Below are 26,465 nucleotides of genomic sequence, written 5' to 3' on the forward strand. Positions count from 1 at the left end.
CGGCGGCTTGCGCATGGCGGACTTATGCGCAATCAAGGCAACGATACGATGAAAGGGCCTTGCGATGCTCGACATGAACGCCAAACCGACTGACGAGATCGACCTGCGCGAGGTGTTCGGTCTGGACAGCGACATGAAGGTCAAGGGGTTCGCCGAACGCAGCGACCGGGTGCCCGAGATCGACAGCACCTACAAGTTCGATCCCGACACCACGATGGCGATCCTGGCGGGCTTCGCCTATAACCGCCGGGTGATGATCCAGGGCTATCACGGCACCGGGAAATCCACGCATATCGAGCAGGTGGCGGCGCGGCTGAACTGGCCCTGCGTGCGGGTGAACCTGGACAGCCATGTCAGCCGCATCGACCTGATCGGCAAGGACGCGATCAAGCTGGTGGACGGCAAGCAGGTCACGGTGTTCCACGAAGGCATCCTGCCCTGGGCGCTGCGCAACCCGACCGCCATCGTCTTTGACGAATACGACGCGGGCCGGGCCGACGTGATGTTCGTGATCCAGCGGGTTCTGGAGACCGACGGCAAGCTGACCCTGCTGGACCAGAACGAGGTGATCACGCCCAACCCCTATTTCCGGCTGTTTGCCACCGCCAACACCGTGGGCCTGGGCGATACCACCGGGCTTTATCACGGCACCCAGCAGATCAACCAGGGCCAGATGGACCGCTGGTCGCTGGTCAGCACGCTCAACTATCTGTCCCACGACGCCGAGGCCGCCATCGTGCTGGCCAAGAACCCGACCTACAACACCGAAAAGGGCCGCAAGACCATCAACCAGATGGTGACGCTGGCCGACCTGACGCGGACGGCCTTCATGCAGGGCGATCTGTCCACCGTCATGTCGCCGCGCACGGTCATCACCTGGGCGCAGAACGCGCGGATCTTCGGCGACAATATCGGCTATGCCTTCCGGCTGACCTTCCTGAACAAATGCGACGAACTGGAACGCCAGACCGTCGCCGAATTCTATCAGCGGCTGTTCGACGAGGAACTGCCGGAAAGCGCCGCCGCCAGGGCGAAGTGACGGGCAGGCGGGCCGGATCGGCCCGCCGTCCCGGTCATCAGACCTCTTCCGCCACCGGATAATCCACATAGCCCTTGGGCCCGCTGCCATAGAAGGTCGCCGGATCCGGATGGTTCAGGGCCAGACCGCTGCGCAGGCGGGCGGGCAGGTCGGGCGTGGCGATGAAGTCCTTGCCGAAGGCCACCGCATCCGCGCGGCCCGAGGCGACCAGATCGCGCGCGCTGTCGGGGGTCAGCCTTTCATTGGCGATCACCACGCCGCCGAAGGCCGCCTTGATATCGTCGATCAGGCTGTCAGGCCCCTGATATTCGCGCAGGCAGATGAAGGCGATCTTGCGGGCCGCCATCCCTTTCGCGACATGGGTGAACAACGCGCGGGGATCGCTGTCGCCCATGTCGTGGCTGTCGCCGCGCGGCGACAGGTGCAGGCCCACCCGGTCCGCGCCCCAGACCGGAATGATCGCGTCGGCGATCTGGTTCAGGAAACGCACCCGGTTCTGGATCGATCCGCCATACTGGTCGGTCCGCCTGTTGCTGCCGTCTTGCAGGAACTGGTCGATCAGATAGCCGTTCGCGCCGTGGATCTCGACGCCGTCGAAGCCTGCTTCCTTGGCGCGGATCGCGGCCTGCCGATAGGCGTCGACGATGCCGGGGATTTCGTCGGCGTCCAGGGCGCGCGGCGTTTCGTAGTCCTTTTTCGGGCGCAGCAGGCTGACATGCCCGGCGGGGCGGACGGCACTGGGCGCGACGGGGGTTTCGCCGTTCAGAAAGACCGGGTCGGAAATCCGCCCGACATGCCATAGTTGCAGAAAGATCAGCCCGCCCGCGTCATGGACGGCCTTCGTGACCAGCTTCCAGCCTTCCATCTGCGCATCGTTCCAGATGCCCGGCGTGTCGGCATAGCCCACGCCCATCGGGGTGACGCTGGTCGCCTCGGACAGGATCAGCCCGGCGCCGGCGCGCTGCGCGTAATACTCGGCCATCAGCGCATTCGGCACGCGCGCGGTCCCGGCGCGGCTGCGGGTCAGCGGGGCCATGACGATGCGGTTCTTCAGCGTCAGCGGCCCGATTTGCAGGGGATCGAAAAGGGTCGGCATGAAAAGCGTCCTTCCTTGGTCTATCGCCTGCACCTGTGCGCGGGCAGCGATGCTGTCAACCGCGCGCCCGGCAATTTTTTCTTTGTCCCGCGCAAGGCGGGCTTGCGCCCTGGGGCTTGGCGCAGGCGCGGCGGGCGGCTAGAACGAGTCCCCGGCCAAGGAGGATCGCATGGACACAGCCGCCCGCATCGCCCGCACCATCGCCGCCGAAATCGGCGCCTCGACCAGCCAGGTGACGGCGGCGGCGGACCTGCTGGACGGGGGCGCGACGGTCCCCTTTGTCGCGCGCTATCGGAAAGAGGCGACGGGCGGTCTGGACGACACGCAGCTGCGCACGCTGTCCGACCGGCTGGCCTATCTGCGCGACAGGGAATCGCGGCGGGCGGCGATCCTGTCGTCCATCCGGGACCAGGGGAAGCTGACCGACGACCTGGCCCGCGCGATTGCCGGGGCCGAGACCAAGGCCGCGCTGGAGGACATCTATCTGCCCTTCAAGCCCAAGCGCCGCACCAAGGCGATGATCGCGCGCGAAAACGGGTTGGAGCCGCTGCTGCGCGCGATCCAGGACGACCGGGCCGCCGATCCCGCCGTGCTGGCGGCGGGCTTTGTCTCGGACGCGGTGTCCGATACCAAAGCCGCTCTGGACGGCGCGCGCGACATCCTGGTCGAGGAACTGTCGGAAAACGCCGCCCTGCTGGGATCGCTGCGCGATTTCATGCGGGCCGAGGCCTTCATCGCCGCCAGGCTGATCGCGGGCAAGGACCAGGCGGGCGCCAAGTTCAGTGACTATTTCGACCACCGCGAGAAATGGTCGGCCATCCCGGCCCATCGCGCCCTGGCGGTCCTGCGCGCCGCCAAGGAGGAGATCGTCACCATCGACATCGCGCCCGACCCCGAGACCGGCGCCCGGCGTGCCGAAGGGATCGTCGCGCGGGCCATCGGGCCCCTGGGCGACCAGCCGGGCGACAGATGGCTGCGGCAGGTGGCGGGCTGGACCTGGCGGGTCAGGCTGTCGAACACCATGTATATCGACCTGATGTCCGAGTTGCGCAAACGCGCCCATGACGAGGCGATCCGCGTCTTCGGCCGCAACCTGCGCGACCTGCTGCTGGCCGCGCCCGCCGGGTCGCGCGTGACGCTGGGCGTCGATCCGGGGATCCGCACCGGCTGCAAGATCGCGGTGGTCGATGCCACCGGCAAGCTGCTGGACACCGCGACGATCTATCCCTTCCAGCCGAAAAACGACCTGCGCGGGTCCGAAGCCGTGCTGCTGGCGCTGATCGCGAAGCACGGCGTGGACCTGATCGCCATCGGCAACGGCACCGCCAGCCGGGAAACCGAACGGCTGGTGGCCGAGGTGCTGAAGCGCCTGCCCAAGGGCGCCCGCGTGCCGACCAAGGTGGTGGTCAGCGAGGCCGGGGCCTCGGTCTATTCGGCGTCGGAACTGGCCGCGAAAGAGTTTCCGCAACTTGACGTGTCGCTGCGCGGCGCGGTCTCGATCGCGCGGCGCTTGCAGGATCCGCTGGCCGAACTGGTCAAGGTGCCGCCGGAATCCATCGGCGTCGGGCAGTATCAGCACGACGTGGACCAGCGGCAACTGGCACGGACGCTGGAAGCCGTGGTCGAGGATGCGGTGAACGCGGTTGGGGTGGACCTGAACATGGCCTCGGCCCCGCTTCTGGCCCATGTCGCGGGGCTGGGGCCGTCGCTGGCCCAGAACATCGTCGCCTGGCGCGATCAGAACGGCGCCTTCCCGTCGCGCGCGGCGCTGAAGAAGGTGGCGGGCCTTGGCCCGCGCGCCTTCGAGCAATGCGCGGGCTTCCTGCGCATCCGGGGCGGTAAGGAGCCGCTGGACGCCTCGGCCGTCCACCCCGAGGCTTACGGCGTGGCGCGCAAGATCGTCGCCACCTGCGGACGCGACATCCGCGCGATCCTGGGCGACGGGGCGGCGCTGAAATCCGTCCGCGCGGAACAGTTCGTAGACGAGCATTTCGGCCTGCCCACCATCCGCGACATCCTGTCGGAACTGGAAAAGCCCGGCCGCGACCCGCGCCCCGGCTTCGTCACCGCCAGCTTCGCCGAAGGGGTCGAGACGATCACCGACCTGAAGCCCGGCATGGTCCTGGAAGGCACCGTCACCAATGTCGCGGCCTTCGGGGCCTTCGTGGATATCGGCGTCCATCAGGACGGGCTGGTCCATGTCAGCCAGCTTGCCAACCGCTTCGTCAAGGATCCGAACGAGGTGGTGAAGGTCGGCGATGTCGTCCGCGTCCGCGTGACCGAAATCGACGTGCCCCGCAAGCGCATCGGTCTGACCATGCGCAGCGACGCCGATGCCGCGAAGCCCGTGCCGAAGGCCCAGGGCAAGGCAGGGCCGGGATCCGCCGTCTCTGCCCCGAAAAGCAGCAGTCCGGGCGGATTCGGCGCCGCCTTGGCCGAGGCGATGCGGCGCAAATAGGCGATCTTTCCGCCGGCACGGATCCGATGCGGCGCGGCCATCGTTCGGTGCGGTGGCAACAGGGCGGATGCGATGCGAATCAGGATCGAGGTCGAGCTTCACTACACCTTCACCACCCCCAGCCCGGCGATCCTGGCGGTCGAGGCCGCCGGGGCCTTCGGCCAGGAAATCAGCAATGCGGCCATCGACTTCGGCCCCGTCGAACACCTGGCCCGCGTTCCGGGCGAAGAAGGGATCGGCGAAAAGATCATCATCCGCACGGCCGAGGATCTGCGCTGCATCTATTCCGCCGATGTGATCGTGACGCGGCCCTGCCCGGTCTTCGAACGCATGTCTGCGGCCGATGTGGACGAGATGCCGGGCGACGCGCTGCGCTATCTGCTGTCGTCGCGATACTGCCAGGCGGAACGCTTCGTGCCCTTCGCGCGGCAGCGATTCGGCGACAGGCAGGGCGGGGCCAAGATCCTGGCGATCCGGGACTGGATCGAACAGCGGCTGGATTATGTGTCCGGCGTCAGCGATTCGAACACCACGGCGGCCGACACCTTTCTGGAACGGCGCGGCGTCTGCCGCGATTACGCCCATCTGATGATCGCGCTGTGCCGCGCCGCCCAGATCCCCGCCCGCATCGCCAGCGTCTTCGCGCCGGGGGTCGAGCCGCCGGATTTCCACGCCGTCGCCGAGGTCTATCTGGACGGCACCTGGCACCTGATCGACCCGACCGGCATGGCCACCGCCGACCAGATGGCGCTGATCGCCGTGGGCCGCGACGCGGTGGATGTGGCGTTCCTCACGACCTTCGCCGGGACGGAACTGCTGACGCAGACGGTCAATGTGACCGAGGCCCGGCGAGGTTGACCGGCGCGCCCTTCCGGCGCAGGCTTTGCCTTGACGGTCGGGGGGCGGACGGTCTATATCGGAAATGAACGTTCGTTCAATAAATCGCGAGGGGGTTTGCCGATGTTCACGCGGGGGATGGAATTCGATCTGGGCGAGGATGTGAACGCCCTGCGCGACATGGTGCATCGCTGGGCGCAGGACCGCGTGAAGCCTATCGCGGCCGAGGTCGACCGGACCAACGCCTTCCCGAACGAATTGTGGACCGAGATGGGCGATCTGGGCCTTCTGGGCATCACCGTCCCCGAGGAGTTCGGTGGCGCGGGCATGGGCTATCTGGCCCATGTGGTCGCGACCGAGGAGATCGCGCGGGCCAGCGCCTCGGTCAGCCTGTCCTATGGCGCGCATTCGAACCTGTGCGTGAACCAGATCAAGCTGAACGGCACCGACGAACAGCGCCGCAAATACCTGCCCGACCTGTGTTCCGGCAAGGCCGTGGGGGCCTTGGCCATGTCCGAGGAGGGCGCGGGCAGCGATGTCGTCGGCATGAAGCTGCGGGCGGACAAGAAGAACGACCGCTTTGTTCTGAACGGCAACAAATACTGGATCACCAACGCCCCCGATGCGCAGACCCTGGTCGTCTATGCCAAGACCGACCCCGAGGCGGGCAGCAAGGGCATCACCGCCTTTATCGTCGAACGCGGCATGGCGGGGTTCAGCACCTCGCCCCATTTCGACAAGCTGGGGATGCGGGGGTCGAACACGGGCGAGCTGATCTTCGAAAACTGCGAGATTCCGTTCGAGAATGTCCTGGGTCAGGAAGGCCGGGGCGTGCGCGTGCTGATGTCGGGGCTGGATTACGAACGTCTGGTGCTGTCGGGCATCGGCACCGGCATCATGGCCGCCTGCCTGGACGAGGTGATGCCCTATATCCGCGACCGCAGGCAGTTCGGCCAGCCGATCGGGAATTTCCAGTTGATGCAGGCCAAGATCGCCGACATGTATGTCGCGCTGAATACCGCCCGCGCCTATGTCTACGAGGTCGCGCGCGCCTGCGACGCGGGCAAGGTGACGCGGCAGGACGCGGCGGGGGCGGTGCTTTACGCCAGCGAACAGGCGATGGTGCAGGCCCATCAGGCGGTGCAGGCGCTTGGCGGGGCGGGCTTCCTGAACGACAGCGTGGTCAGCCGGCTGTTCCGCGACGCCAAGCTGATGGAGATCGGCGCGGGCACCAGCGAAATCCGCCGGATGCTGATCGGGCGCGAACTGATGGGGCTGGTCTGATGCGGCCCTGGCTGGCGGCGGCGGCCTTGGCGGCATCGCCCGCCTGGGCGCAGGACGAACCCGAATGGCCGCCCTTCGACGCCGCGCCGATCGACGCCTGCCTGGAGGGCGCGGCCCGGAAGGCCGGTCCTGACGGCGATGCGGATTTTGCCGCCTGCATCGGCGCGGCCTCGGGCCCCTGCATGGACAGTCCCCAGGGATACACCACCGTCGCCATGTCCTATTGCCTGTCCAAGGAACTGGCCGTCTGGGACAGGAAGCTGAACGACAGCTATGCCCGCGTGCTGGACGCCGCCCGGACCACCGATGCCGAGATGACGGAACTGGGATCGGCCGCCGAAAAGCAGGAACCGCTGCTGCGCCAGATGCAGCGCGACTGGATCGCCTTTCACGATTCGGCCTGTGCCTACGAGGGCAGCCGCTGGGGCGGCGGCACCGGCGCCGGTCCGGCGGGTGTCGATTGCGCCATGCAACTGACCGCGCAGCAATATTTCCGCCTGCGCGCCTGGGAGCCGGAACAATAAGGGGGAAGCCAATGCGCATCGCAACGCTTGCATCGATCCTCGCGGCGACCGCGCTGCCGGCGCCCGCCCCGGCCCAGGCAGAGCCGACCCTGCCGCCCGGCGTGGTCGAGGCCTGCTTTGCCGATACGCCGCGCGGCCGGATCGACCCCGATTGCATCGGCGCGGCCGCGAACCAGTGCCAGGAGGCGCCGGGAGGCAGCGGCACCATCGGGATCGGCGGATGCCTGTCGGCTGAACACGATGCCTGGGACCGGCTGCTGAACGAGGAATGGAACCAGGTCCGTGGCGTCTTCAAGGATGACCAGACCGCCTCGGACAGCCTGCTCAAGGCGCAGCGGGCCTGGATCGCCTGGCGCGACGCGGAATGCGATTTTCAGTATGACCGCTATGGCGGCGGCTCCATGCGCTCCATCGCGGGGACGGGCTGCCGGATGACGGCGACGGCACGCCGCACATTCGAATTGCGGGACATGCGGGAATGGTAAGGGCGCGCCGCGAATCCGGGGACGGGCGCCCTTTCCGGCTGTCAGAACTTCATCACATAGCTGACGCCCGCGACCACCGGGTCGACCTCGACCGTGCCGATATCGGCGCCGTCCAGCGTCACATCGGCGTCGATGTCGATCCAGCGAAGGTCCGCGCGCAGGGCCGAGCGGTCGTTGATCCAGTAATCCGCACCCAGATGCGCGGCCAGGCCCCAACTGTTCTTGACGCGCAGGTCGGATCCGGCCAGCGGCCCCTCGGCCTCGGCGTCATAGAAGCCGGTGAAGTTCACGCCGATTCCGACAAAGGGCTTCAACTGCGGCGTGGCGTCGAAATGGTATTGCAGCGAGACGACCGGGGGCAGGTGCTTCACGGTGCCGATCCGCGCGCCATTCGAATCGATCGAGTGCTTGAAGGGCAGCGCCGCCAGCAGCTCGACCCCGATATTGTCGCGGAAGAAATATTCCGCCGTGATCGTCGGACGCGTGCCGTCGCCGATGCTGACCGGAACGGTGCCCCCCGCCAGCGAGCCGTTGTCGGACTTGGGGTTCACATTATGGATGCCCAGACCGACGGTCAGGTCGCCCGCCTGTTGCGCAGCCGCCGGGGACAGGACAGCCAACGCGGCTGCAACGGCAAGACACAGGGTTTTCATCACACGACTCCTTCAAAGGTTACAGGTCGCGGCATGGATCCGGTGTGGCGCCGAAAACATGATCTGGATCAAATCACTGTGAACAAAAGCTCGGCTGCGGCAAAGCGCCGCGCCCCTGTCGGGAAAGCCTGCCCATGAAGCTGACATCCTCCGCCCTGACCACATCGGACAGCTTTCGCGCCAATCGTCAGGCCCATCTGGCGCTGATCGAGGTCGCGCGGCAGGCGGCGCTGGCCGCAGCCGCCGGGGGCGGCCCCCGCGCGATGGAGCGCCATACCAGCCGCGGCAAGATGCCCCCGCGCGAACGGGTGGCGAACCTGCTGGATCCCGGCAGCCCGTTTCTCGAAATCGGCGCCACCGCCGCGCATGGCCTGTACGAGGACGCGGCGCCCGGCGCGGGGGTGATCGCGGGCGTGGGCCGGGTCCACGGCCAGGACGTGATGGTCGTCGCCAACGACGCCACCGTGAAGGGCGGCACCTATTACCCGCTATCGGTGAAAAAGCACCTGCGCGCGCAGGAGATCGCCCAGGAATGCCATCTGCCCTGCGTCTATCTGGTCGATTCGGGCGGCGCCAACCTGCCCAACCAGGACGAGGTCTTTCCCGACCGCGACCATTTCGGCCGCATCTTCTACAACCAGGCGCAGATGAGCGCCAAGGGCATCCCGCAGATCGCCGTGGTGATGGGTTCCTGCACGGCGGGCGGCGCCTATGTCCCGGCCATGTCCGACGTGACGATCATCGTGCGCGACCAGGGAACCATCTTCCTGGCCGGTCCGCCGCTGGTGAAGGCCGCGACCGGAGAGGTCGTGACCGCCGAGGATCTGGGCGGCGGCGACGTTCACACCCGCCTGTCCGGCGTGGCCGATTACCTGGCCGAGGATGACGCCCATGCCCTGGCCATGGCCCGCCGCGCCATCGCCAACCTGAACCGCCGGATGCCCGACACGGTGGCCTGGCAAACGCCCGAACCCCCGGCCCATGACCCCGAGGAGATCCTGGGCGTCGTCCCCGCCGACCTGCGCACCCCCTATGACATCCGCGAGGTGATCGCCCGCGTGGTGGACGGCTCGCGCTTCGACGAATTCAAGGCCCGCTTCGGCGAAACGCTGGTCACGGGCTTCGCCCATGTCGAGGGCTGCCCGGTCGGCATCGTCGCCAATAACGGCGTGCTGTTTTCCGAGGCCGCGCAGAAGGGCGCGCATTTCATCGAACTGTGTTCGCAGCGGTCCATCCCGCTGGTGTTCCTGCAAAACATCACCGGCTTCATGGTCGGGCGCAAATACGAAAACGAAGGCATCGCCCGGCACGGCGCCAAGATGGTGACGGCGGTGGCGACCACGAATGTCCCGAAGATCACCATGCTGGTCGGCGGCAGCTTCGGCGCGGGCAATTACGGCATGGCGGGCCGCGCCTATTCGCCGCGCTTCCTCTGGACCTGGCCCAACTCGCGCATCAGCGTGATGGGCGGCGAACAGGCGGCGGGGGTGCTGGCGACCGTGCGACGCGACGGCATCGAACGCGCCGGCGGCACCTGGACGGCCGAGGACGAGGCCGAATTCAAGCGCCCCACCATCGAGATGTTCGACCGCCAGTCCCACCCGCTCTACGCCTCGGCGCGGCTCTGGGACGACGGCATCATCGACCCCCGCAAGACCCGCGAGGTGCTGGCCCTGTCCCTGCGCGCCAGCCTGAACGCCCCCATTAAGCCGACGCGCTTCGGCCTGTTCCGAATGTAGGGCGCGGACATGCCTCTTTTGCCTTGGTCCAAATATCCCGCGGGGGTCCGGGGGCGCGAAGCCCCCGGCTTGGCCCGCCCCATCCAGGTGCCGCCATGTTCCAGAAAATCCTGATCGCCAACCGGGGCGAGATCGCCTGCCGCGTCATCGACACCGCCCGCAGGCTGGGGGTGCGCACGGTGGCGGTCTTTTCCGACGCCGACCGCGCCGCCCGCCATGTGGCCATGGCCGACGAGGCGGTCCATATCGGCGGGCCCGCGCCCAAGGACAGCTATCTGCGCGGCGATGCGATCATTCAGGCGGCGCTGGATACCGGCGCGCAGGCGATCCATCCGGGCTATGGCTTCCTGTCGGAAAACCCCGATTTCGTCGATGCGGTGACGGCGGCGGGGCTGGTCTTCATCGGTCCCTCGGCCCAGGCGATCCGCGCCATGGGGCTGAAGGACGCCGCCAAGGCGCTGATGGCCAAGGCAGGCGTGCCGGTCGTCCCCGGCTATCACGGCGAAAACCAGGATCCCGCGCATCTAAAGGCGCAGGCGGGCCAAGTCGGCTATCCGGTGCTGATCAAGGCCGTGGCGGGCGGCGGCGGCAAGGGGATGCGGCTGGTGGAACGCCCGCAGGACTTCGCCGCCGCCCTGCAATCGGCGCAGGGCGAGGCCGCGACCGCCTTCGGCAACCCCGCCGTGCTGATCGAGAAATACATCCAGCGCCCCCGCCATATCGAGGTTCAGGTCTTCGGCGACGGCACCCGCGCGGTTCACCTGTTCGAACGCGACTGTTCGCTGCAACGCCGCCACCAGAAGGTGATCGAGGAAGCCCCCGCCCCCGGCATGACCCCGGAAATGCGCGCCGCGATGGGCGGGGCCGCCGTCCGCGCGGCCGAGGCCATCGGTTACAGCGGCGCGGGCACCATCGAATTCATCGTGGACGGCAGCGGGGGCCTGCGCCCCGACGGCTTCTGGTTCATGGAGATGAACACCCGCCTGCAAGTCGAACATCCCGTGACCGAGGCGATCACCGGCATCGATCTGGTCGAATGGCAGTTGCGCGTCGCCTCGGGCGAGCCGCTGCCCGCGCGTCAGGAAGACCTGTCGATCGACGGCCACGCCTTCGAGGCGCGCCTGTATGCCGAGGATGTGCCCGCGGGCTTCCTGCCCGCCACCGGCCGTCTGGCGCATCTGCGTTTCCCCGATGGCGCGCGGATCGAGACCGGCGTCCGGCAGGGCGACACGATCAGCCCCTGGTATGACCCGATGATCGCCAAACTCGTGACCTGGGGTCCGACCCGCGCCATCGCGCTCCGCGCCCTGGAAGCGGCCCTGGCGGATACCGAAGTCGCGGGATCGGTGACGAACCTGGATTTCCTGATCGCCTTGACGCGCCATGACGGGTTCCGCGCGGGTGACGTCGATACGGGCCTGATCGGCCGCGATCTGGATGCGCTTGTGGCGGCCTCCGAACCCCAGCCTGCCGCCCGCGCCCTGGCCGTCATCGGCCTGGCGGGCTTGGCCGACCCGCAGGTCAGGGGGGGCACGACCCTGTGGCAGCCCCTGCGCCGCACCATCGCATGGCAGGACGGAGAGGCCGTGCTGGAGGTGCTCGGCCCCGGCGCGGCGCGCGTCACGCTGGACGGCCGGCCGCATGAGGTGCGTTGGCAGGGCGACCGCTGGTGGGTCGACGGCAGCCTGTGCCGCCACCGCGTCACCGCCCATGACAGCGGCGTCAGCGTTTTCGGCGCGGGCAGCCTGCATCTGCTGCCGCTGGATCCCCTGGACCGGCAGGCGGATGCCGGGGCAGGGGCGGCGCTGACCCTCTCGCCCATGCCGGGCTTGGTGAAATCGGTCCATGTCGCGGCGGGCCAGTCGGTCAAGGCGGGCGACCGGCTGGCGGTGCTGGAGGCGATGAAGATGGAACACAGCCTGACCGCCGCCCGCGACGGCGTGGTGGCCGAGGTTCTGGCAAGCGCGGGCGATCAGGTCGAGGCCGGCGCCCCCCTGATCCGGCTGGAGGACGAGGATGCCTGACAGACCGCCCGAACCCATCCCCACCGAGGCGCCGCCGCCTGTGCAAGGCGGTCCGGTCAAGGACGACAAGGGCGAGATCATCCTCTGGCACGTCCCCCTGTCGCGGTCGATGCGCATCCTGTGGCTGCTCAATGAACTTGAACTGCCCTTCACCCTGCGCGTGATGGATCTGCGCGGCAAGGACATGCGCGCCGCCGAATATGCCGCCATCCATCCGGTGGGTCGCGCCCCCGCCTTGCAGATCGACGGCAACGTGATCCACGAATCCGGCGCCATGGTCGAATACCTGTGCGAAACGCGCGGTCCGCAGCTGTGGCGCGCGCCGGGGGCCGAGGGGCGGCTGGGCTGGCTCGACTGGCTGCATTTTGCCGAAACCATCGGCCAGCACATCGCCAACCTGACGCAAAGCCACCTGATGCTGCGCGATCCGGCGACCCGATCCCTGACCGTGATGAAACTGGAGACCGCGCGGCTGGCGCGCGCGCTGCGGCTGGTGGAACAGGCGGTCGAGGGCCAGGACTGGCTGATGGGGCAGGGATTCTCGGGCGTGGATTGCGCCGTCGGCTGGTCGGTCTGGACGGCGGGCCGCTTTGTCCGCCTGTCGCCCGCGCTGCAAGCCTATGCCGACCGCTGCACCGCGCGCCCCGCCTTCCGCCGCGCGCTGCCGCAGGAAGACGAGCCGCAGCTTTACGAACGTGATTTCTATGAGCTTCCCGATGCCTGACACCGTCGAAATCTTCGAAATGGGGCCGCGCGACGGCTTGCAGAACGAAAAACGCCTGATCCCGGCGGCGGACAAGATCGCCCTGGTCGATCTGCTGTCGGAGGCGGGTTTCCGGCGGATCGAGGTCACCAGCTTCGTCAGCCCGAAATGGGTGCCGCAGATGGCCGACGCCGCGCAGGTCATGGCGGGCATCACCCGCGCGCCGGGCGTCCGCTATGCGGTGCTGACGCCGAACATCAAGGGCTATGAGGGCGCGAAGGCCGCGCGCGCCGGCGAGGTGGCGATCTTCGCCAGCGCGTCCGAAGGCTTCAGCCGCGCCAACCTGAACGCCACCATCGCCGAAAGTCTGGAACGGCTGGCCCCGGTCGCGGCGGCGGCGCGGGCCGACGGCATTCCGGTGCGCGGCTATGTCAGCGTGGTGACGGACTGCCCCTTCGACGGGCCGACCCCGCCCGCCAGCGTCGCCGGCGTGGCCGCCGCGTTGCGCGACATGGGCTGCTATGAGATCAGCCTGGGCGACACGATCGGGCAGGGACGGCCCGAGACGATCGACGCCATGCTGGCCGCCGTGCTGGACGAACTGCCCGCCGATCGCCTTGCGGGGCATTACCACGACACGGCGGGCCGGGCCTTGCGGAATATCGACGCCAGCATGGCGCGGGGCCTGCGGGTCTTCGACGCCGCCGTGGGCGGGCTGGGCGGCTGCCCCTATGCGCCGGGCGCGGCGGGCAATGTCGCCACGGAAAAGGTCGCGGCGCATCTGGCGGCGCGGGGATATGCGCATGGGCTGGACATGGCGGTGATCGACCAAGCCGCCGCCTTTGCGCGCAGCTTGAGGGGGGCGGACCATGCCTGAGACGATCCGCATCGACATTGACCCGCGCGGCGTGGCGACCCTGTGGCTGGCCCGGCCCGACAAGCACAACGCCTTGTCGCAAGCGATGATGGAGGAGCTGACCGAAGCGGCGGCGCAGCTTGGTGCCGACCCTGCGGTGCGGGTGGTGGTGCTGGCGGGTGAGGGCGCGAGCTTCTGCGCGGGCGGCGATCTGGCCTGGATGCGCGCGCAGATGGAGGCCGATGCCGAGACCCGGCGGGCGGGCGCGCGGACCCTCGCCGGGATGCTGTCGGCGCTGAACCTGCTGCCGAAGCCGCTGATCGCCCGCGTCCACGGCAATGCCTTCGGCGGCGGCGTCGGCATGATGGCGGTGGCCGACATCGCCATCGCGGCCGACACAGCGCGCTTCGGGCTGACCGAGGTGAAGCTGGGCCTGATCCCCGCCACCATCGGCCCCTATGTCCTGGCTCGGATGGGCGAGGACAAGGCGCGGCGGGTGTTCTTCTCGGCCCGGCTGTTCGGCGCGGACGAGGCGGTGGCGCTGAACCTTGCCGCCCGCGCGGTCGCCCCCGGCGATCTGGACGCGGCGGTGGAGGCCGAGGTCGCGCCCTTCCTGCTGGCCGCCCCCGGCGCGGTGGCTGCGGCCAAGGCGCAATGTCGCGCCCTTGGCCCGCGCATCGACGCCGCCGTGATCGAGGACAGCATCGACCGGCTGGTCGCCGTCTGGGAAGGCGACGAGGCCCCGGACGGCATCGCGGCCTTCTTCGACAAGCGCAAGCCGCGCTGGCAGGTCTGACCCGCTTCCGCTATGGCGGACCCGGAAGAAAGGGGGCGTCATGGAAGTCAGGATACTGGATCCGCGGATTCGCGAATGGGGGATCCCCGATTACCAGACGGCGGGATCGGCGGCGGTGGATCTGTTCGCCTGCGTCGACGCCCCGCTGGACATCGCGCCGCAGGCGCCCGCCGTGCTGATCAGCGCCGGGATCGCGCTGTCTTTCGGCGATTTCTCCTTTGCCGGGCTGATCCTTCCCCGGTCGGGGCAGGGGCACAGGCGGGGGCTGGTGCTGGGCAATTCGACCGGGCTGATCGACCCCGATTATACCGGCGAAATCCTCATCAGCACCTGGAACCGCAATCCCGCAGGTTCGCCGCCGATCACCGTCCGGCCGGGCGAGAGGATCGCGCAGATGATCTTCGTCCCGGTCCTGCGGCCCGCCTTCACGGTCGTGGACGGATTCAGCCGGGAAACGGCGCGGGCGGCGGGCGGCTTCGGCTCGACCGGGGCGTGATCGGGTGACGGGGGTCTGGCTGCTGGCGGCGATTGCCGCAGGGGGCTGGGTCTTCGGCCTGCCGCGCCGCTGGCTGCTGGCGGCGCTGGCGCTGGTCTGGGCTGGGATCGTGCTGTCGCATCTGGCCGGGATCGGCCTGTTCGGCGGATCGGCGCGCGGCTGGCTGGTCGCGGGCGGGCTGGCAGCGCTGATCCTGGCCTATCGCGCGGGGCTGGGCTGGCTGCGGTCGCGCGCGCTGCCGGTTGACCGACCCGCGCCACCACCACCTGCCCTCACGCCATCTGCGCCCACGCCGCCTGTCCCCACGCCATCTGCGGTCAGCGATGCCGAACTGGACCGCTATGCCCGCCATCTGGTGCTGCGAGAGATCGGCGGGCCGGGCCAGATGCGCCTGCGCGACGCGCGGGTGCTGGTGGTGGGCGCGGGGGGGCTGGGGGCGCCGGTCTGCCTGTATCTCGCGGCGGCGGGCGTGGGGCGGATCACGGTGGCCGATGACGACACGGTTGGCCTGTCCAATCTGCAACGCCAGGTGATCTTTCGCAGCGACCAGCTGGGGCAGGGCAAGGCACAGGCCGCCACGGCCGCGATGCGCGCCCTGAACCCGCATGTGCAGGCGACACCCCTGCCGCGCCGGATCACGGCCGAGGATGCGGATCTGGTCGCCGGGCACGATCTGGTCCTGGACGGCACCGACAGCTTTGCCGCGCGCGATGCGATCAACCGCGCTTGCGTCGCCGCCCGCGTGCCGCTGATCGCCGGGGCCATCGCGCAATGGGAAGGGCAGGTGACGATGTACGACCCGGCGCGCGGCGGCCCGTGCCTGGCCTGCCTGTTCCCCACCGCGCCCGCGCCGGGCCTCGCCCCGCCCTGCGCCGAGGCGGGGGTGATCGGCCCCCTGCCGGGCGTCGTCGGCAGCCTGATGGCGATGGAGGCGATCAAGCACCTGACCGGCGCCGGGCAGGGCTTGCGCGGGCGGATGCTGATCTTCGACGGGCTTTACGGCGAAAGCCGGATGATCGGCACGGCGCGGCGCGCGGATTGCCCGGTCTGCGGATCGGCTCTGGAACGCGGCGCCGCCGCCCCTTAGGTTGTGTCGACCAAGGAGGCGCCATGAACCCCGAACTGACCCGCTGGACCGGCCCCGAGGGGCTGCCGCGTTTCGACCTGATCGCGGACGGCGATTTCGCCCCCGCCTTCGACCGTGAACTGGCCGCCGCCGAAGCCGCGATGGAGGCGATCGCCGCCAATCCCGAACCGCCCGGCTTTGCCAATACCGTCGCCGCGATGGAGGTGGCCGAGGACGGGCTCAACCGCGTGCTCTCGATCTTCTACACGCTGGCGAATGTCGATTCGAACCCGGCGAGAGAGGCGCTGCAACGCGACTTCGCCCCGCGCCTTGCCGCCTATAACAGCAAGACCGGGATGGATCCGCGCCTTTATGCCCGCGTCAAGGCGGTGGCGGCGACGGCCGACCAACTGCCGCCCGAGGACCGGCGCATCACCGAGCTGGCCCTGCGCGGCCTGACCCGGTCCGGCGCGGGGCTGGAAGGTGCCGCGCGCGACCGCATGGCCGAGATCCGCGCCCGCATGGCGGTGCTGACCACGCGGTTTTCCCAGAACGTGCTGGCCGACGAACGCGACTATGTGTTGCCGGTCCCCGACGACCGGCTGGCGGGCCTGCCCGACTGGCTGATCGGATCCATGCGCGCGGCGGCCGGGGCGCGCGGGATGAACGGGCAGATCGTGACGCTGAACCGCTCTCTGATCGTGCCCTTCCTGGAACATGCCGGCGACCGGGCGCTGCGCGAGGTGGCGTTCCGGGCCTGGACCGCGCGCGGGTCGGGGCAGGGGGCGGGCGGGTCTGCGACCGACACGCTGCCCCTGGTGGCCGAGATCCTGGCGCTGCGCCACGAACGCGCCCGGCTGCTGGGATATGCCGATTTCGCCGCCTACAAGCTGGAACCCGAAATGGCGGGCAGCGCCGACCGCGTGGCCGAATTGCTGAGCCAGGTCTGGGAGCCCGCTCGCGCCCGCGCGGCGGCGGACGAGGCCCGGCTGACCGCCATGCTGCGCGACGACGGCGTGAACGGCGCCCTGGAACCCTGGGACTGGCGGCATTACGCCGAACGGCTGCGGCGGCAGGATCACGATTTCGACGCCGACCAGATCAAGCCCTATCTGACGCTGGAGGCGATGCTGGGGGCGATGATGGATGTCGCGCACCGCCTGTTTCGGCTGGAGTTCCAGCCCGTCGAGGCGCCGCTCTGGTCGCCCGACGCCCGCGCCTGGCGGATCACCCGCGACGGCAGGCTGATGGCGATCTTCGTGGGCGATTACTTCGCCCGACCCTCGAAACGGTCGGGGGCGTGGTGTTCGTCGCTGCAAGTCCAGCACAAGATCGGCGCGGGCCAGCGGCCCATCGTGGTCAATGTCTGCAACTTCACCCCGCCGGAACAGCCCGGCGCGCCCGCCTTCCTGTCCTGGGACGACGCGCGCACGCTGTTCCACGAATTCGGCCATGCCACGCATCATATCCTGTCGGACGTGACCTGGCCGTCGATCTCGGGCACGTCGGTCGCGCAGGATTTCGTCGAACTGCCCAGCCAGCTTTACGAACACTGGCTGGAACAGCCCGCCGTGCTGGACGCCCATGCGCGGCATTACCGGACCGGGGAACCGCTGCCCGCCGATCTGCGCGACCGGCTGCTGGCGGCGGGCAAGGCGGATGCCGGCTTTTCCACGACCGAATATCTGGAAAGCGCGCTTGTCGACCTGGCCTTCCACCGGGGCGATCCGCCCGCCGATCCGCTGGCCGCCCAGGGCCGGGTTCTGGCGGATCTGGACGCGCCCGCCGCGATCCCGATGCGCCACGCCACGCCGCATTTCAGCCATGTCTTCAGCGGCGACAGCTATGCCAGCGGATATTACAGCTATATGTGGTCCGAGGTGATGGACGCCGACGCCTTCGCCGCCTTCCAGGAAACCGGCGACATCTTCGACCCGGCGACCGCGCGGCGGCTGGAGGAGACGATCCTGTCGCGCGGCGGCTCGGCCCCGGCGGATCAACTGTGGCTGGCCTTCCGCCAGCGGATGCCGGGGGTGGACGCCCTGCTGCGCGGACGCGGGCTGGCCTAGTCCCGCACCTCGTCCGGGTCCACGCCCCAGATCGAGGTCTTGGGCACCCAGCCCCGCTGCCCGCCGCCGGAAATGCGGCACCAGCCGGGGTTGCATTCGCCCAGCCGGACGATGGCGCCCATTTCCGCGCGCGCGACGATGTCGGCGTCCGGGTTGGGGCGGCTGCGCAGTTCCACCATGTCCTGCGTCACAAGCGCGGTGCGCACGCCCGACAGCAGCGCATAATGGATCCAGCCGCCCGCGCCGTCCTTGTCCTCGACCCGGCGCCAGTGGCCGAACTCGGCGACGACCCGCAGCGGCATCCCGGCATGGCGGAACACCCAGTCGATGCGGTGCGACAGGCTGGGACCGCGCCGGGCATTGCCCTCGGACCCCTTCAGGCTGACATAGCGGGGGACGGGCAGGTTCGTGACCGGGCCGCGCGTCACCCCGCCGCCTTCGTCCTGGACGCGGAGGATCCGCGCATCCGCCGATTGCGGCACGGCCTGCGACTGGGCCAGCGCCAGACCCACCGATGCCGCCACGATCGCCGCCCCGCCACACAATAGCGTCCGTATCCGCATGTTCCGTCCGTTCCCGCCGACCGCCTTGCAGCGGCCCTTTCTGCCCATTGCCGGGGCCGCGCGGCGTCCCCGATGGGGTCTTGTGCCTGCCCCATATCGCGGGCAGTTTGCCAAAAGCGGCGCCGGTTTGAAAGGCCGCCCCGACATGACATCGAGAAAGTGAGGCCATCATGCACAGCCCGCAACCCTCGCGCCAGAAACTGCGCGTCGTGGTGACGCGCCACCTGCCCGAGGCGGTCGAGACGCGCATGAAGGAGCTGTTCGACGTGGTGCTGCGCGAGGATGACGCCAGAATGTCGCGCGACGACCTGTCGGCGGCGATGCGCGGGGCGGATGTGCTGGTGCCGACCGTCACCGACCATATCGACGCCAACATGCTGGCCCAGGCCGGAGAGCGGCTGAAGCTGATCGCCAATTACGGCGCGGGCGTCGATCACATCGACGTGCAGTCCGCCCGGCAGCGCGGCATCCTGGTCAGCAACACCCCCGGCGTCGTGACCGAGGATACCGCGGACATGGTGATGGCGCTGATCCTGGGCGTCACGCGGCGCATCCCGGAAGGCATGGCGGAAATGCAGGCGGGCCGCTGGGCCGGATGGGCGCCGACCGCGCATCTGGGCGGCCGCGTCGGCGGGCGCCGCCTGGGGATCCTGGGCATGGGCCGGATCGGTCAGGCGGTCGCGCGGCGGGCCAATGTCTTCGGGATGCAGGTCCATTACCACAACCGCCGCCGCCTGCGCCCCGAGATCGAGGAGGAATTGCAGGCGACCTATTGGGAAAGCCTGGATCAGATGCTGGCGCGGATGGACATCATCAGCGTGAACGCGCCGCATACGCCGTCGACCTTCCACCTGCTGAACGCGCGGCGGCTGAAGCTGCTGAAACCCTCGGCCGTGGTGGTGAACACCTCTCGCGGCGAGGTGATCGACGAGAACGCGCTGACCCGGATGCTGCGCGCCAGGGAAATCGCCGGGGCGGGGCTGGACGTGTTCGAGCACGGGCACGAGATCAACCCCCGCCTGCGCGAACTGCCCAACGTGGTGCTGCTGCCGCATATGGGATCGGCCACGGTCGAGGGCCGGGCCGAGATGGGCGAAAAGGTCATCATCAACATCAAGACCTTCGCCGACGGCCACCGGCCCCCGGATCTGGTCGTGCCGTCGATGCTGTAGGGATGGGGGCGCTGCCCCCTCCCCGTGCCGGGGATTCCCCGGCGATATTTTCGCGCAGAAGATGGGATCGTGATGACGACTGCTGTCGGGGCCGGGGCACGCCGGGCGGTATCCGCGCTGTTCCTTGCGAATGGCCTGGTGGTCGGAAGCTGGGCGCCGAAGCTACCCGCGATGATGGCGCGGCTGGGAATCGGCGAATCGGTGGCGGGGCTGCTGGTCCTGTCGCTGGGGGTCGGGTCGATCTGCCTGATGCCGGTCTTCGGCGCCCTGGTGGCGCGGCGCGGGTCGGCCTGGGCGGTCAGGCTGGCGGCGGTGCTGTTCGCGCCCAGCCTGATCTGGATCTCGCTTGCGCCGACGGTATGGGCGGTGGCGGCGGCGGTGCTGGTCTTCGGCGGGCTGATCGGCGCCATGGACGTGGCGATGAACGCCAATGCCGTGGCGGTGGAGCGGGCGGGGCGCCGCGCGATCATGTCGTCCTGCCACGGCTTCTGGTCGCTGGGCGGCCTTGCCGGGGCGGGGGCGGGCGGCCTGGGCATCCAGGCGATGGGCGAATTGGCCCATGCGGTCGCGGTGACCGGAATCGTCGCCGCGATCCTGGCCCTGGCCTTTCCCCGGCTGCTGCGCGACAGCCCGGCGGCAGGGCAGGCGCATCAGCCGCTGCGTCTGCCGCGCACGCCGCTGCCCTATCTGATCGGGGTGATGGCGCTTGCCTCGATGATCCCCGAGGGCGCGATCCTGGATTGGGCGGCGGTTTACCTGCAACGGGAAATGGGCGCCTCGCTGGCCTTGGCGGGCTGGGGCTTCGCCGCCTGCGCGGGAACCATGGCGGTGATGCGCTTTCTGGGGGACGGCATCCGGCGGCGGCATGGCGCGGTCAGGACGTTGCAGGCCAGCACGCTGATCGCCATGGCGGGGCTGGCCCTGGCGGCCCTGGCCGGATCGCCCCCGGTGGCGCTGATCGGCTTCGGCCTGGCGGGGATCGGCATCGCCAACATGGTGCCGATCGCCTTTTCGGCGGCGGGCAACCTGCCGGGGCTGGCGCAGGGCGTGGGCCTGTCGGTGGTCACGACCATGGGCTATTCCGGGATCCTGCTGGCGCCGGGAACCATCGGTTTCCTGGCCGAGCGGACCAGCTTTTCGCTGATCTATCTGGGCCTGTCGCTGCTGCTGCTGGTGCCATTGGCCCTGTCGCGACTGGCGCGCAGGGCGGATTTCGAGGGCTAGGGAAAGAAGGCCGCCGCGCGGCGGACACCGGTCCGCCTGCCGCACCGTCCTGATCCGGGTCCGTCAGCGATAGACGTTGCCGTCCCCCGGAAAGCTGCGGTCCCGGACGGCCGCCGCATAATCGGCGATGGCCCGGTCCGCCTGCGCGCCCAGATCCGCGAACCTGTGGACGAAGCGCGGCACCCGGCCGGTCAGGCCCAGCATGTCGTCCAGCACCAGGATCTGCCCGTCGCAGCGGACCGAGGCGCCGATGCCGATGGTGGGTGCGGCCACTGCCTCGGTGATGCGGTCGGCCAGATCCTCGACCACGCCTTCGACGACGATGGCGAAGGCCCCGGCCTCGGCCACGTCGGCCGCGTCCTGGATATGGCGCGCCCAGCTGTCGGTGTCGCGGCCCTGGGTCTTGAAGCCGCCGAAGGTATGCGTCTGCTGCGGCGTCAGCCCGACATGGCCCATCACCGGGATGCCGCGCTCGGCCAGGAAGCGGATCGTCGGCGCCATGCGGCTGCCGCCTTCCAGCTTGACCGCGCCGCAGCCGGTTTCCCCCAGGATCCGGGCGGCGTTGCGGAAGGCCTGCCGGGGGCCTTCCTCGTAGCTGCCGAAGGGCATGTCGATCACCACCATGGCGCGTTGGCTGCCGCGCATGACCGCCTGGCCGTGCAGGATCATCATCTCGATCGTCACGCCGATGGTCGAGGGCAGGCCGTGGACCACCATGCCCAGACTGTCGCCGACCAGGATGATGTCGGCATGGGGATCGACCTTCGCCGCCAGCGGCGCGGTATAGGCGGTCAGCGCGACGATGGGGGTGCCGCCCTTGCGGGCAAGGATCTGCGGGGCGGTGACGCGCTTGACGGGGGCTTGGGCGGACATCGTTCAGCCTTTCGGATGCGCGACCCGCTGGTCGATCAGCAGCACGTCGCCGAAACGGACGGCCAGCAGGATCGCCACGGGGGCTTGGATGGTGGCGATGCGCGACAGGTCGTGGGCATCGCGGATGTCGATGGAGCGGATTTCGGCCAGGGGTTCGGCGCGGATCATGCGGCGGATCTCGGCCCTAATGGCCGACAGGCCCGCGCCCTGGGCCACCATGCGTTCGGCCCCGTCCAGGGCGCGGGCCAGCACCGGGGCGGCGGCGCGCTGCCCGGGCGACAGGCGGCGGTTGCGCGACGACATGGCAAGGCCATCGGCTTCGCGCACCGTGGGCACGGGCAGGATCCGGACCGGCATGTCCAGATCCGCGACCATCCGGCGGATCACGGCAAGCTGCTGATAGTCCTTTTCGCCGAAGGCCGCCGCATCCGGGCGGACGATGTTGAACAGCTTCGTCACCACCGTCGCCACGCCCCGGAAATGGCCGGGGCGCAACCGGCCCATCAGCATCCGCGAGAGATCCCTGACCTCGACCACGGTCTGTGCGCCGGGGCGATAGATCTCGGCGACGGTCGGCAGGAACACCGCGTCGCAACCCGCCTGACGCAGCAGCGCCAAGTCGTTTTCCTCGTCCCTCGGATAGACCGCCAGATCCTCGTTCGGGCCGAACTGGGTGGGATTGACGAAGATCGAGGTCACGACCCGGCCGCCGCCCTGCGCGTCCAGCCAGGCGCGCGCCGCCGCGACCAGGGCCAGATGCCCGTCATGCAGCGCGCCCATCGTGGGCACCAGGGCCACGCGGCCCTGGCCCTGCCGCCAATCGCGCATCGCCTGCCTGTCGCGGCATATCTGCATCCGGTCCCCCATCCCCCCAGTGGCGCGCACCCTAAGGGACCGTTGCAGATTCGCACAAGTGCTGCGTCGCAGCATGTCGCTTTTCGCCCTTATAGGTCGGGCCTATCGAACCGTTTGGCGCGGGCCGTGGCAGTAACGGGGCAACAACAGGCCCAGGGAGTCGCGCGGATGAAGTCGCATGTGAAGGTTCTTGTCGTCGGGGGCGGCGCGGTCGGCTGCGGCATCGCCCTGCATCTGGCCCGCGCCGGATGGGAAACCCTGCTGGTCGAGCGGGACGAACTGACCGCCGGATCCACCTGGCACGCGGCGGGGCTGCTGCCGCTGTTCAACATGAACTTTGCCGCGACCCATATCCACGACTATTCGGTCAAGCTCTATGCCGAACTGGAAGCCCGGACCGGCCTGAACGCGGGCTTCACGCGCTGCGGCAACCTGCGGATGGCGCAGACGCAGGAGCGGATGGACGAATACATGCTGTATTCCGCCACCGCCGAGACGGTCGGGATCGAACACGAATTCCTGACGCCCCGGCAGATTAGGGACCGCTGGCCGCTGGTGCGGACCGAGGATCTGAAGGGCGCGCTGTTCCATCCGACCGACGGCTATATCAACCCCGCCGACGTGACCCAGGCCATGGCCAAGGGCGCGCGCATGGCCGGGGCCACCATCGAGCGCAAGATCCAGGTCAACGGTTATAAGTGGACCGGGTCCGAATGGATCGTTTCCTGCGAGAAGCTGGTCGAGAAGGGCGGCAACCTGGTCGGGTCGGGCGAGACCGTCGAGATCCGGGCCGAGCATGTCGTGACCGCCACCGGCAACCACGCGCAACGCACCGCGCGGCTGCTGGGCATCAAGATCCCCGCGATCCCGGTCGAGCATCAGTATATCGTCACCGAACCGGACCCGGCTTTGGTCAAATGGCGGGCCGAGGGCAACCCCGAGCATCCGGTCCTGCGCGATGCCGACGCCAAATGGTATGTCCGAGAGGAACGCGGCGGCTGGATCCTCGGGCCCTATGAACGGAATGCCCCGGCGCGGTTCCTCTTTGACGTGCCCGACAGCTTCCGCGCCGATCTGTTCGCGCTGGATCTGGAGCGGATCGAAGGGGAATACATGTCCTTCATCCACCGCATCCCCACCTCCGAAACCGTGGGCCTGAAGGACGATTTCAACGGCCCGATCTGCTATACGCCCGACGGCAACCCGCTGGTCGGCCCGGCGCCCGGCCTGCGCAATATGTGGCTGGCCGAGGGCTTTTCGTTCGGCATCACGGCGGCGGGCGGCGTCGGCCATTACCTGACGCAGATGATGGTGGACGGCGAGGCCGAGATCGACATGGCCTCGTTGGATCCGCGCCGCTACGGCGGCTGGATGACCACCGAATACGCCGCCCGCAAGAACGAAGAGGCGTATGAGCATGTCTTCATCCTGCACCACCCCGACGAGGAACGCGAAGCCTGCCGCCCGCTGCGCACCGCGCCCGCCTATGACCGGCAGAAGGCGCGCGGCGCGCAGTTCGGCCATGTGAACGGCTGGGAACGCCCGAACTATTACGGCCCCGAGGGCTTCGACGATCACGCCTCGCGCAGTTTCCGGCGCGGCGGCTGGTGGCGCTATGCCAAGGCCGAGGCCGAGGCGATCCGCAACGCGGCGGGGCTGATCGACGCGACGGCCTTCGCCAAGCACATGGTCAAGGGGCCGGGCGCGACGGCCTTCCTCGACTGGCTGACGACCAACAGGCTGCCCAAGGTCGGGCGCATCAACCTGACCTATGCGCTGACCGATGCGGGAACCACGCGGACCGAATACACCATCGTCCGGCTGGCCGAGAACGACTACTACCTGGTCTCTGCCGGGGCCTGGGCGGCCTATGACGGCGACCACCTGGTGAAATCGGCCGAGGATTTCATGGCGGCGGGCGGCGAATACGTCGCCATCCAGGATGTGACGACGCAATGGGGCGTCTTTGCCCTGGCGGGGCCCGCGTCCCGCGACATTCTGGCGGGTCTGATCCGCGATGCGCAGCCGGACACCGCGCTGTCGAATAAGCGCTTCCCCTGGCTGTCAGCGAAACAGATCGAGCTGGGCATGGTGCCGGTCAATGCCATCCGCGTGGCCTATACCGGCGAGCTTGGCTGGGAGCTGCACCACCCGATCGAGATGCAGAATCACCTCTTCGACAGGCTGGTCGAGGCGGGCGAGCCGCTGGGCCTGAAGCTGGTGGGCAGCCGGGCGCAGAACTGGCTGCGGCAGGAAAAATCCTATCGTGCCTTTGGGACCGAACTGGGCCGGGACGCCACGCCGCTTGAGGCCGGGCTGGATCGTTTCGTGGATCTGTCCAAGGATTTCCGGGGCAAGGCGGCGATGCAGGACAAGGGCATTCGGTCCCTCTGCGTCACGCTGCTGATCGACGGGCCGCAGGACGCCGATCCCTGGGGGCGCGAGGGGATGTTCCTGGACGGCCGGACTGTCGGTCGCCTGACCTCGGGCGGCTATTCGGTGGCCTTCGGCAAGCAGATCGGCATGGGCTATGTCCGCCCCGACCTCGCCCGGCCGGGCACCAGGCTGAAGGTCCGCATGTTCCGCGAGTTGTGGGACGCCGAAGTGGCCGAGGACAGTCCCTATGATCCGCAAAACGCCCGGATCCGCATGGACGGCCGAAATCGCGCGCGTGGCGCCCGCCGGTCAGCCGATCAGCAGGCGCAGCGCGGCTTCGTATGACGAGATGTCCAAAGGGGAATTCGGCGGGCGGCGTTGATCCAGGTTCAGTGCCGCATAACCATGGGTCAGCCCCCAGACGGCGGTCTCCAGGGCCGCGGCGGGGCGCCCTTCCACAAAGGGCGCGCACAGCTGCTTCAGCACGGCATAGCTGCCAAGCGCGATCTTGCTCAATTCGGGATCCTGGGCGGGCAACTGGTCGAACATCAGCCGGAACAGCCCCCTGCGCGAGGACGCGAACTGGATATAGGCCAGGTTCACCGCCAGCAGGCGCTGAAACGGGTCGCTGTCGGACATGCCGTCGCGCGCGGCATTCAGGTGGTCCAGGAAGGACCGGAATCCACAGGTCGCGATTGCAACCTTCAGCCCCGGCAGCCCGCCGAAATGATGCGCCGGAGCGGCATGGGACACCCCCGCCCGTGCGGCTATTCGCCGCAGGGTCAGCCCCTCGGACCCGTCCTCGTCCAGAATGTCCAGACCGACCTGAATCAACAGCGGGGGCAGGTCAGGGCGTGGGGCCATCCCATCTCCGTTACTCAACTTGACAGTGTAAAGATAATCGACGAAAAGTGGCGCGACCCGGATGGTTAACGGCACGCTCAGGAATGAGTCAGCCGTAATTTTCGCGCTTGTGTCAGGGGTTTCCGGGTCGCCCGCCTAAGCTCTGGCCTGTTATTGTTCGTTTTTTGAGTCATTGGTGATGGGGCCAGAGCCTTTTTTGAAGGATCATAGCCCACCTTGCAGATTCTGCAACCAAAAGGCGAATTTTTTTATCCAGCAAAAACAAAAGCCGAACCCCAAGGTCCGGCTTTTTTGTTTGGAGCGGGCGATGAGATTCGAACTCACGACCCTAACCTTGGCAAGGTTATGCTCTACCCCTGAGCTACGCCCGCATCCGTTCCCGAGGGTGTATCGCCTTCGGTGAGCGGTGATTT

23 protein-coding genes and 1 tRNA gene are annotated in these 26,465 nt (G+C 68.7%); 17 read left to right on the plus strand and 7 right to left on the minus strand.

Annotated features, from left to right (window positions below):
- Positions 1–64 precede the first annotated feature (64 nt).
- Positions 65–1,039, plus strand: a complete 975-nt coding sequence (gene cobS, locus PXD02_RS05450; protein ID WP_275105895.1) for a cobaltochelatase subunit CobS — start codon at positions 65–67, stop codon at positions 1,037–1,039.
- A 37-nt stretch (positions 1,040–1,076) separates the two neighbouring features.
- On the opposite strand, the gene PXD02_RS05455 is transcribed toward cobS, so the two are convergent.
- A complete protein-coding gene (locus tag PXD02_RS05455) occupies positions 1,077–2,135 on the minus strand; it encodes an alkene reductase (RefSeq protein WP_275105896.1) in 1,059 nt (352 codons plus the stop codon).
- Positions 2,136–2,304: 169 nt separating this feature from the next.
- Here PXD02_RS05455 and PXD02_RS05460 point away from each other — a divergent pair, with 169 nt between their 5' ends.
- From PXD02_RS05460 to PXD02_RS05480, 5 genes are all read left to right on the plus strand, one after another.
- On the plus strand, positions 2,305–4,593 hold the full coding sequence (locus tag PXD02_RS05460) for a Tex family protein (RefSeq protein ID WP_275105897.1): 2,289 nt from the start codon (positions 2,305–2,307) through the stop codon (positions 4,591–4,593).
- A gap of 72 nt (positions 4,594–4,665) precedes the next feature.
- Positions 4,666–5,451, plus strand: a complete 786-nt coding sequence (locus PXD02_RS05465; protein WP_275105898.1) for a transglutaminase-like domain-containing protein — start codon at positions 4,666–4,668, stop codon at positions 5,449–5,451.
- Positions 5,452–5,553: 102 nt separating this feature from the next.
- Positions 5,554–6,714 (plus strand): isovaleryl-CoA dehydrogenase, encoded by a 1,161-nt coding sequence (locus PXD02_RS05470; protein ID WP_275105899.1) that lies wholly within the window; start codon positions 5,554–5,556, stop codon positions 6,712–6,714.
- Positions 6,714–7,238: a lysozyme inhibitor LprI family protein gene (locus PXD02_RS05475; RefSeq protein ID WP_275105900.1), complete on the plus strand. Its 525-nt coding sequence runs from the start codon at positions 6,714–6,716 to the stop codon at positions 7,236–7,238. The genes PXD02_RS05470 and PXD02_RS05475 overlap by 1 nt, the downstream gene beginning before the upstream one ends.
- 11 nt (positions 7,239–7,249) lie before the next feature.
- Positions 7,250–7,723, plus strand: coding sequence for a lysozyme inhibitor LprI family protein (locus tag PXD02_RS05480; RefSeq protein ID WP_275105901.1), 474 nt, complete (start codon positions 7,250–7,252; stop codon positions 7,721–7,723).
- A gap of 41 nt (positions 7,724–7,764) precedes the next feature.
- On the opposite strand, the gene PXD02_RS05485 is transcribed toward PXD02_RS05480, so the two are convergent.
- A complete protein-coding gene (locus PXD02_RS05485) occupies positions 7,765–8,376 on the minus strand; it encodes an OmpW/AlkL family protein (RefSeq protein ID WP_275105902.1) in 612 nt (203 codons plus the stop codon).
- Between the two features lie 134 nt (positions 8,377–8,510).
- Between PXD02_RS05485 and PXD02_RS05490 the strand changes: the two genes are divergently transcribed.
- From PXD02_RS05490 to PXD02_RS05525, 8 genes are all read left to right on the plus strand, one after another.
- Positions 8,511–10,115 (plus strand): carboxyl transferase domain-containing protein, encoded by a 1,605-nt coding sequence (locus PXD02_RS05490; protein ID WP_275105903.1) that lies wholly within the window; start codon positions 8,511–8,513, stop codon positions 10,113–10,115.
- Between the two features lie 95 nt (positions 10,116–10,210).
- Positions 10,211–12,139, plus strand: coding sequence for an acetyl-CoA carboxylase biotin carboxylase subunit (locus PXD02_RS05495; RefSeq protein WP_275105904.1), 1,929 nt, complete (start codon positions 10,211–10,213; stop codon positions 12,137–12,139).
- A complete protein-coding gene (locus PXD02_RS05500) occupies positions 12,132–12,863 on the plus strand; it encodes a glutathione S-transferase family protein (RefSeq protein ID WP_275105905.1) in 732 nt (243 codons plus the stop codon). The genes PXD02_RS05495 and PXD02_RS05500 overlap by 8 nt, the downstream gene beginning before the upstream one ends.
- On the plus strand, positions 12,856–13,719 hold the full coding sequence (locus tag PXD02_RS05505; RefSeq protein ID WP_275105906.1) for a hydroxymethylglutaryl-CoA lyase: 864 nt from the start codon (positions 12,856–12,858) through the stop codon (positions 13,717–13,719). Before PXD02_RS05500 ends, PXD02_RS05505 begins: the two co-directional genes overlap by 8 nt.
- A complete protein-coding gene (locus PXD02_RS05510) occupies positions 13,712–14,494 on the plus strand; it encodes a crotonase/enoyl-CoA hydratase family protein (RefSeq protein ID WP_275105907.1) in 783 nt (260 codons plus the stop codon). Before PXD02_RS05505 ends, PXD02_RS05510 begins: the two co-directional genes overlap by 8 nt.
- A gap of 40 nt (positions 14,495–14,534) precedes the next feature.
- Positions 14,535–14,990 carry a dUTP diphosphatase gene (gene dut / locus PXD02_RS05515; RefSeq protein WP_275105908.1) on the plus strand — a complete coding sequence of 152 codons (456 nt, stop codon included), beginning with the start codon at positions 14,535–14,537 and terminating at the stop codon, positions 14,988–14,990.
- Between the two features lie 4 nt (positions 14,991–14,994).
- A complete protein-coding gene (locus PXD02_RS05520; protein ID WP_275105909.1) occupies positions 14,995–16,077 on the plus strand; it encodes a HesA/MoeB/ThiF family protein in 1,083 nt (360 codons plus the stop codon).
- 23 nt (positions 16,078–16,100) lie between these two features.
- Complete coding sequence (locus PXD02_RS05525) at positions 16,101–18,125, plus strand: M3 family metallopeptidase (protein WP_275105910.1); 2,025 nt, start codon at positions 16,101–16,103, stop codon at positions 18,123–18,125.
- Here PXD02_RS05525 and PXD02_RS05530 read toward each other — a convergent pair.
- Positions 18,122–18,688 carry an SH3 domain-containing protein gene (locus PXD02_RS05530; protein ID WP_275105911.1) on the minus strand — a complete coding sequence of 189 codons (567 nt, stop codon included), beginning with the start codon at positions 18,686–18,688 and terminating at the stop codon, positions 18,122–18,124. The genes PXD02_RS05525 and PXD02_RS05530 overlap by 4 nt on opposite strands.
- 170 nt (positions 18,689–18,858) lie before the next feature.
- On the opposite strand from PXD02_RS05530, the gene PXD02_RS05535 reads away from it, so the two are divergent.
- Positions 18,859–19,860 carry a 2-hydroxyacid dehydrogenase gene (locus PXD02_RS05535; RefSeq protein WP_275105912.1) on the plus strand — a complete coding sequence of 334 codons (1,002 nt, stop codon included), beginning with the start codon at positions 18,859–18,861 and terminating at the stop codon, positions 19,858–19,860.
- Positions 19,861–19,932: 72 nt separating this feature from the next.
- A complete protein-coding gene (locus PXD02_RS05540) occupies positions 19,933–21,084 on the plus strand; it encodes an MFS transporter (RefSeq protein ID WP_275105913.1) in 1,152 nt (383 codons plus the stop codon).
- A gap of 63 nt (positions 21,085–21,147) precedes the next feature.
- On the opposite strand, the gene panB is transcribed toward PXD02_RS05540, so the two are convergent.
- Together panB and panC are read right to left on the minus strand one after the other, a co-directional pair.
- Positions 21,148–21,957 carry a 3-methyl-2-oxobutanoate hydroxymethyltransferase gene (gene panB / locus PXD02_RS05545; protein WP_275105914.1) on the minus strand — a complete coding sequence of 270 codons (810 nt, stop codon included), beginning with the start codon at positions 21,955–21,957 and terminating at the stop codon, positions 21,148–21,150.
- Between the two features lie 3 nt (positions 21,958–21,960).
- Complete coding sequence (gene panC, locus PXD02_RS05550; RefSeq protein ID WP_275105915.1) at positions 21,961–22,812, minus strand: pantoate--beta-alanine ligase; 852 nt, start codon at positions 22,810–22,812, stop codon at positions 21,961–21,963.
- A gap of 168 nt (positions 22,813–22,980) precedes the next feature.
- Here panC and PXD02_RS05555 point away from each other — a divergent pair, with 168 nt between their 5' ends.
- On the plus strand, positions 22,981–25,533 hold the full coding sequence (locus tag PXD02_RS05555) for a GcvT family protein (protein WP_275105916.1): 2,553 nt from the start codon (positions 22,981–22,983) through the stop codon (positions 25,531–25,533).
- On the opposite strand, the gene PXD02_RS05560 is transcribed toward PXD02_RS05555, so the two are convergent.
- Entirely contained in the window at positions 25,498–26,052 is a 555-nt protein-coding gene (locus PXD02_RS05560; RefSeq protein ID WP_275105917.1) for a TetR/AcrR family transcriptional regulator, read from the minus strand. The two genes, PXD02_RS05555 and PXD02_RS05560, sit on opposite strands and share 36 nt — an antisense overlap.
- Positions 26,053–26,348: 296 nt before the next feature.
- Positions 26,349–26,423 (minus strand) — tRNA-Gly (locus tag PXD02_RS05565).
- Positions 26,424–26,465 lie beyond the last annotated feature (42 nt).

Source organism: Paracoccus sp. S3-43, from assembly GCF_029027965.1.
Classification (GTDB): domain Bacteria; phylum Pseudomonadota; class Alphaproteobacteria; order Rhodobacterales; family Rhodobacteraceae; genus Paracoccus.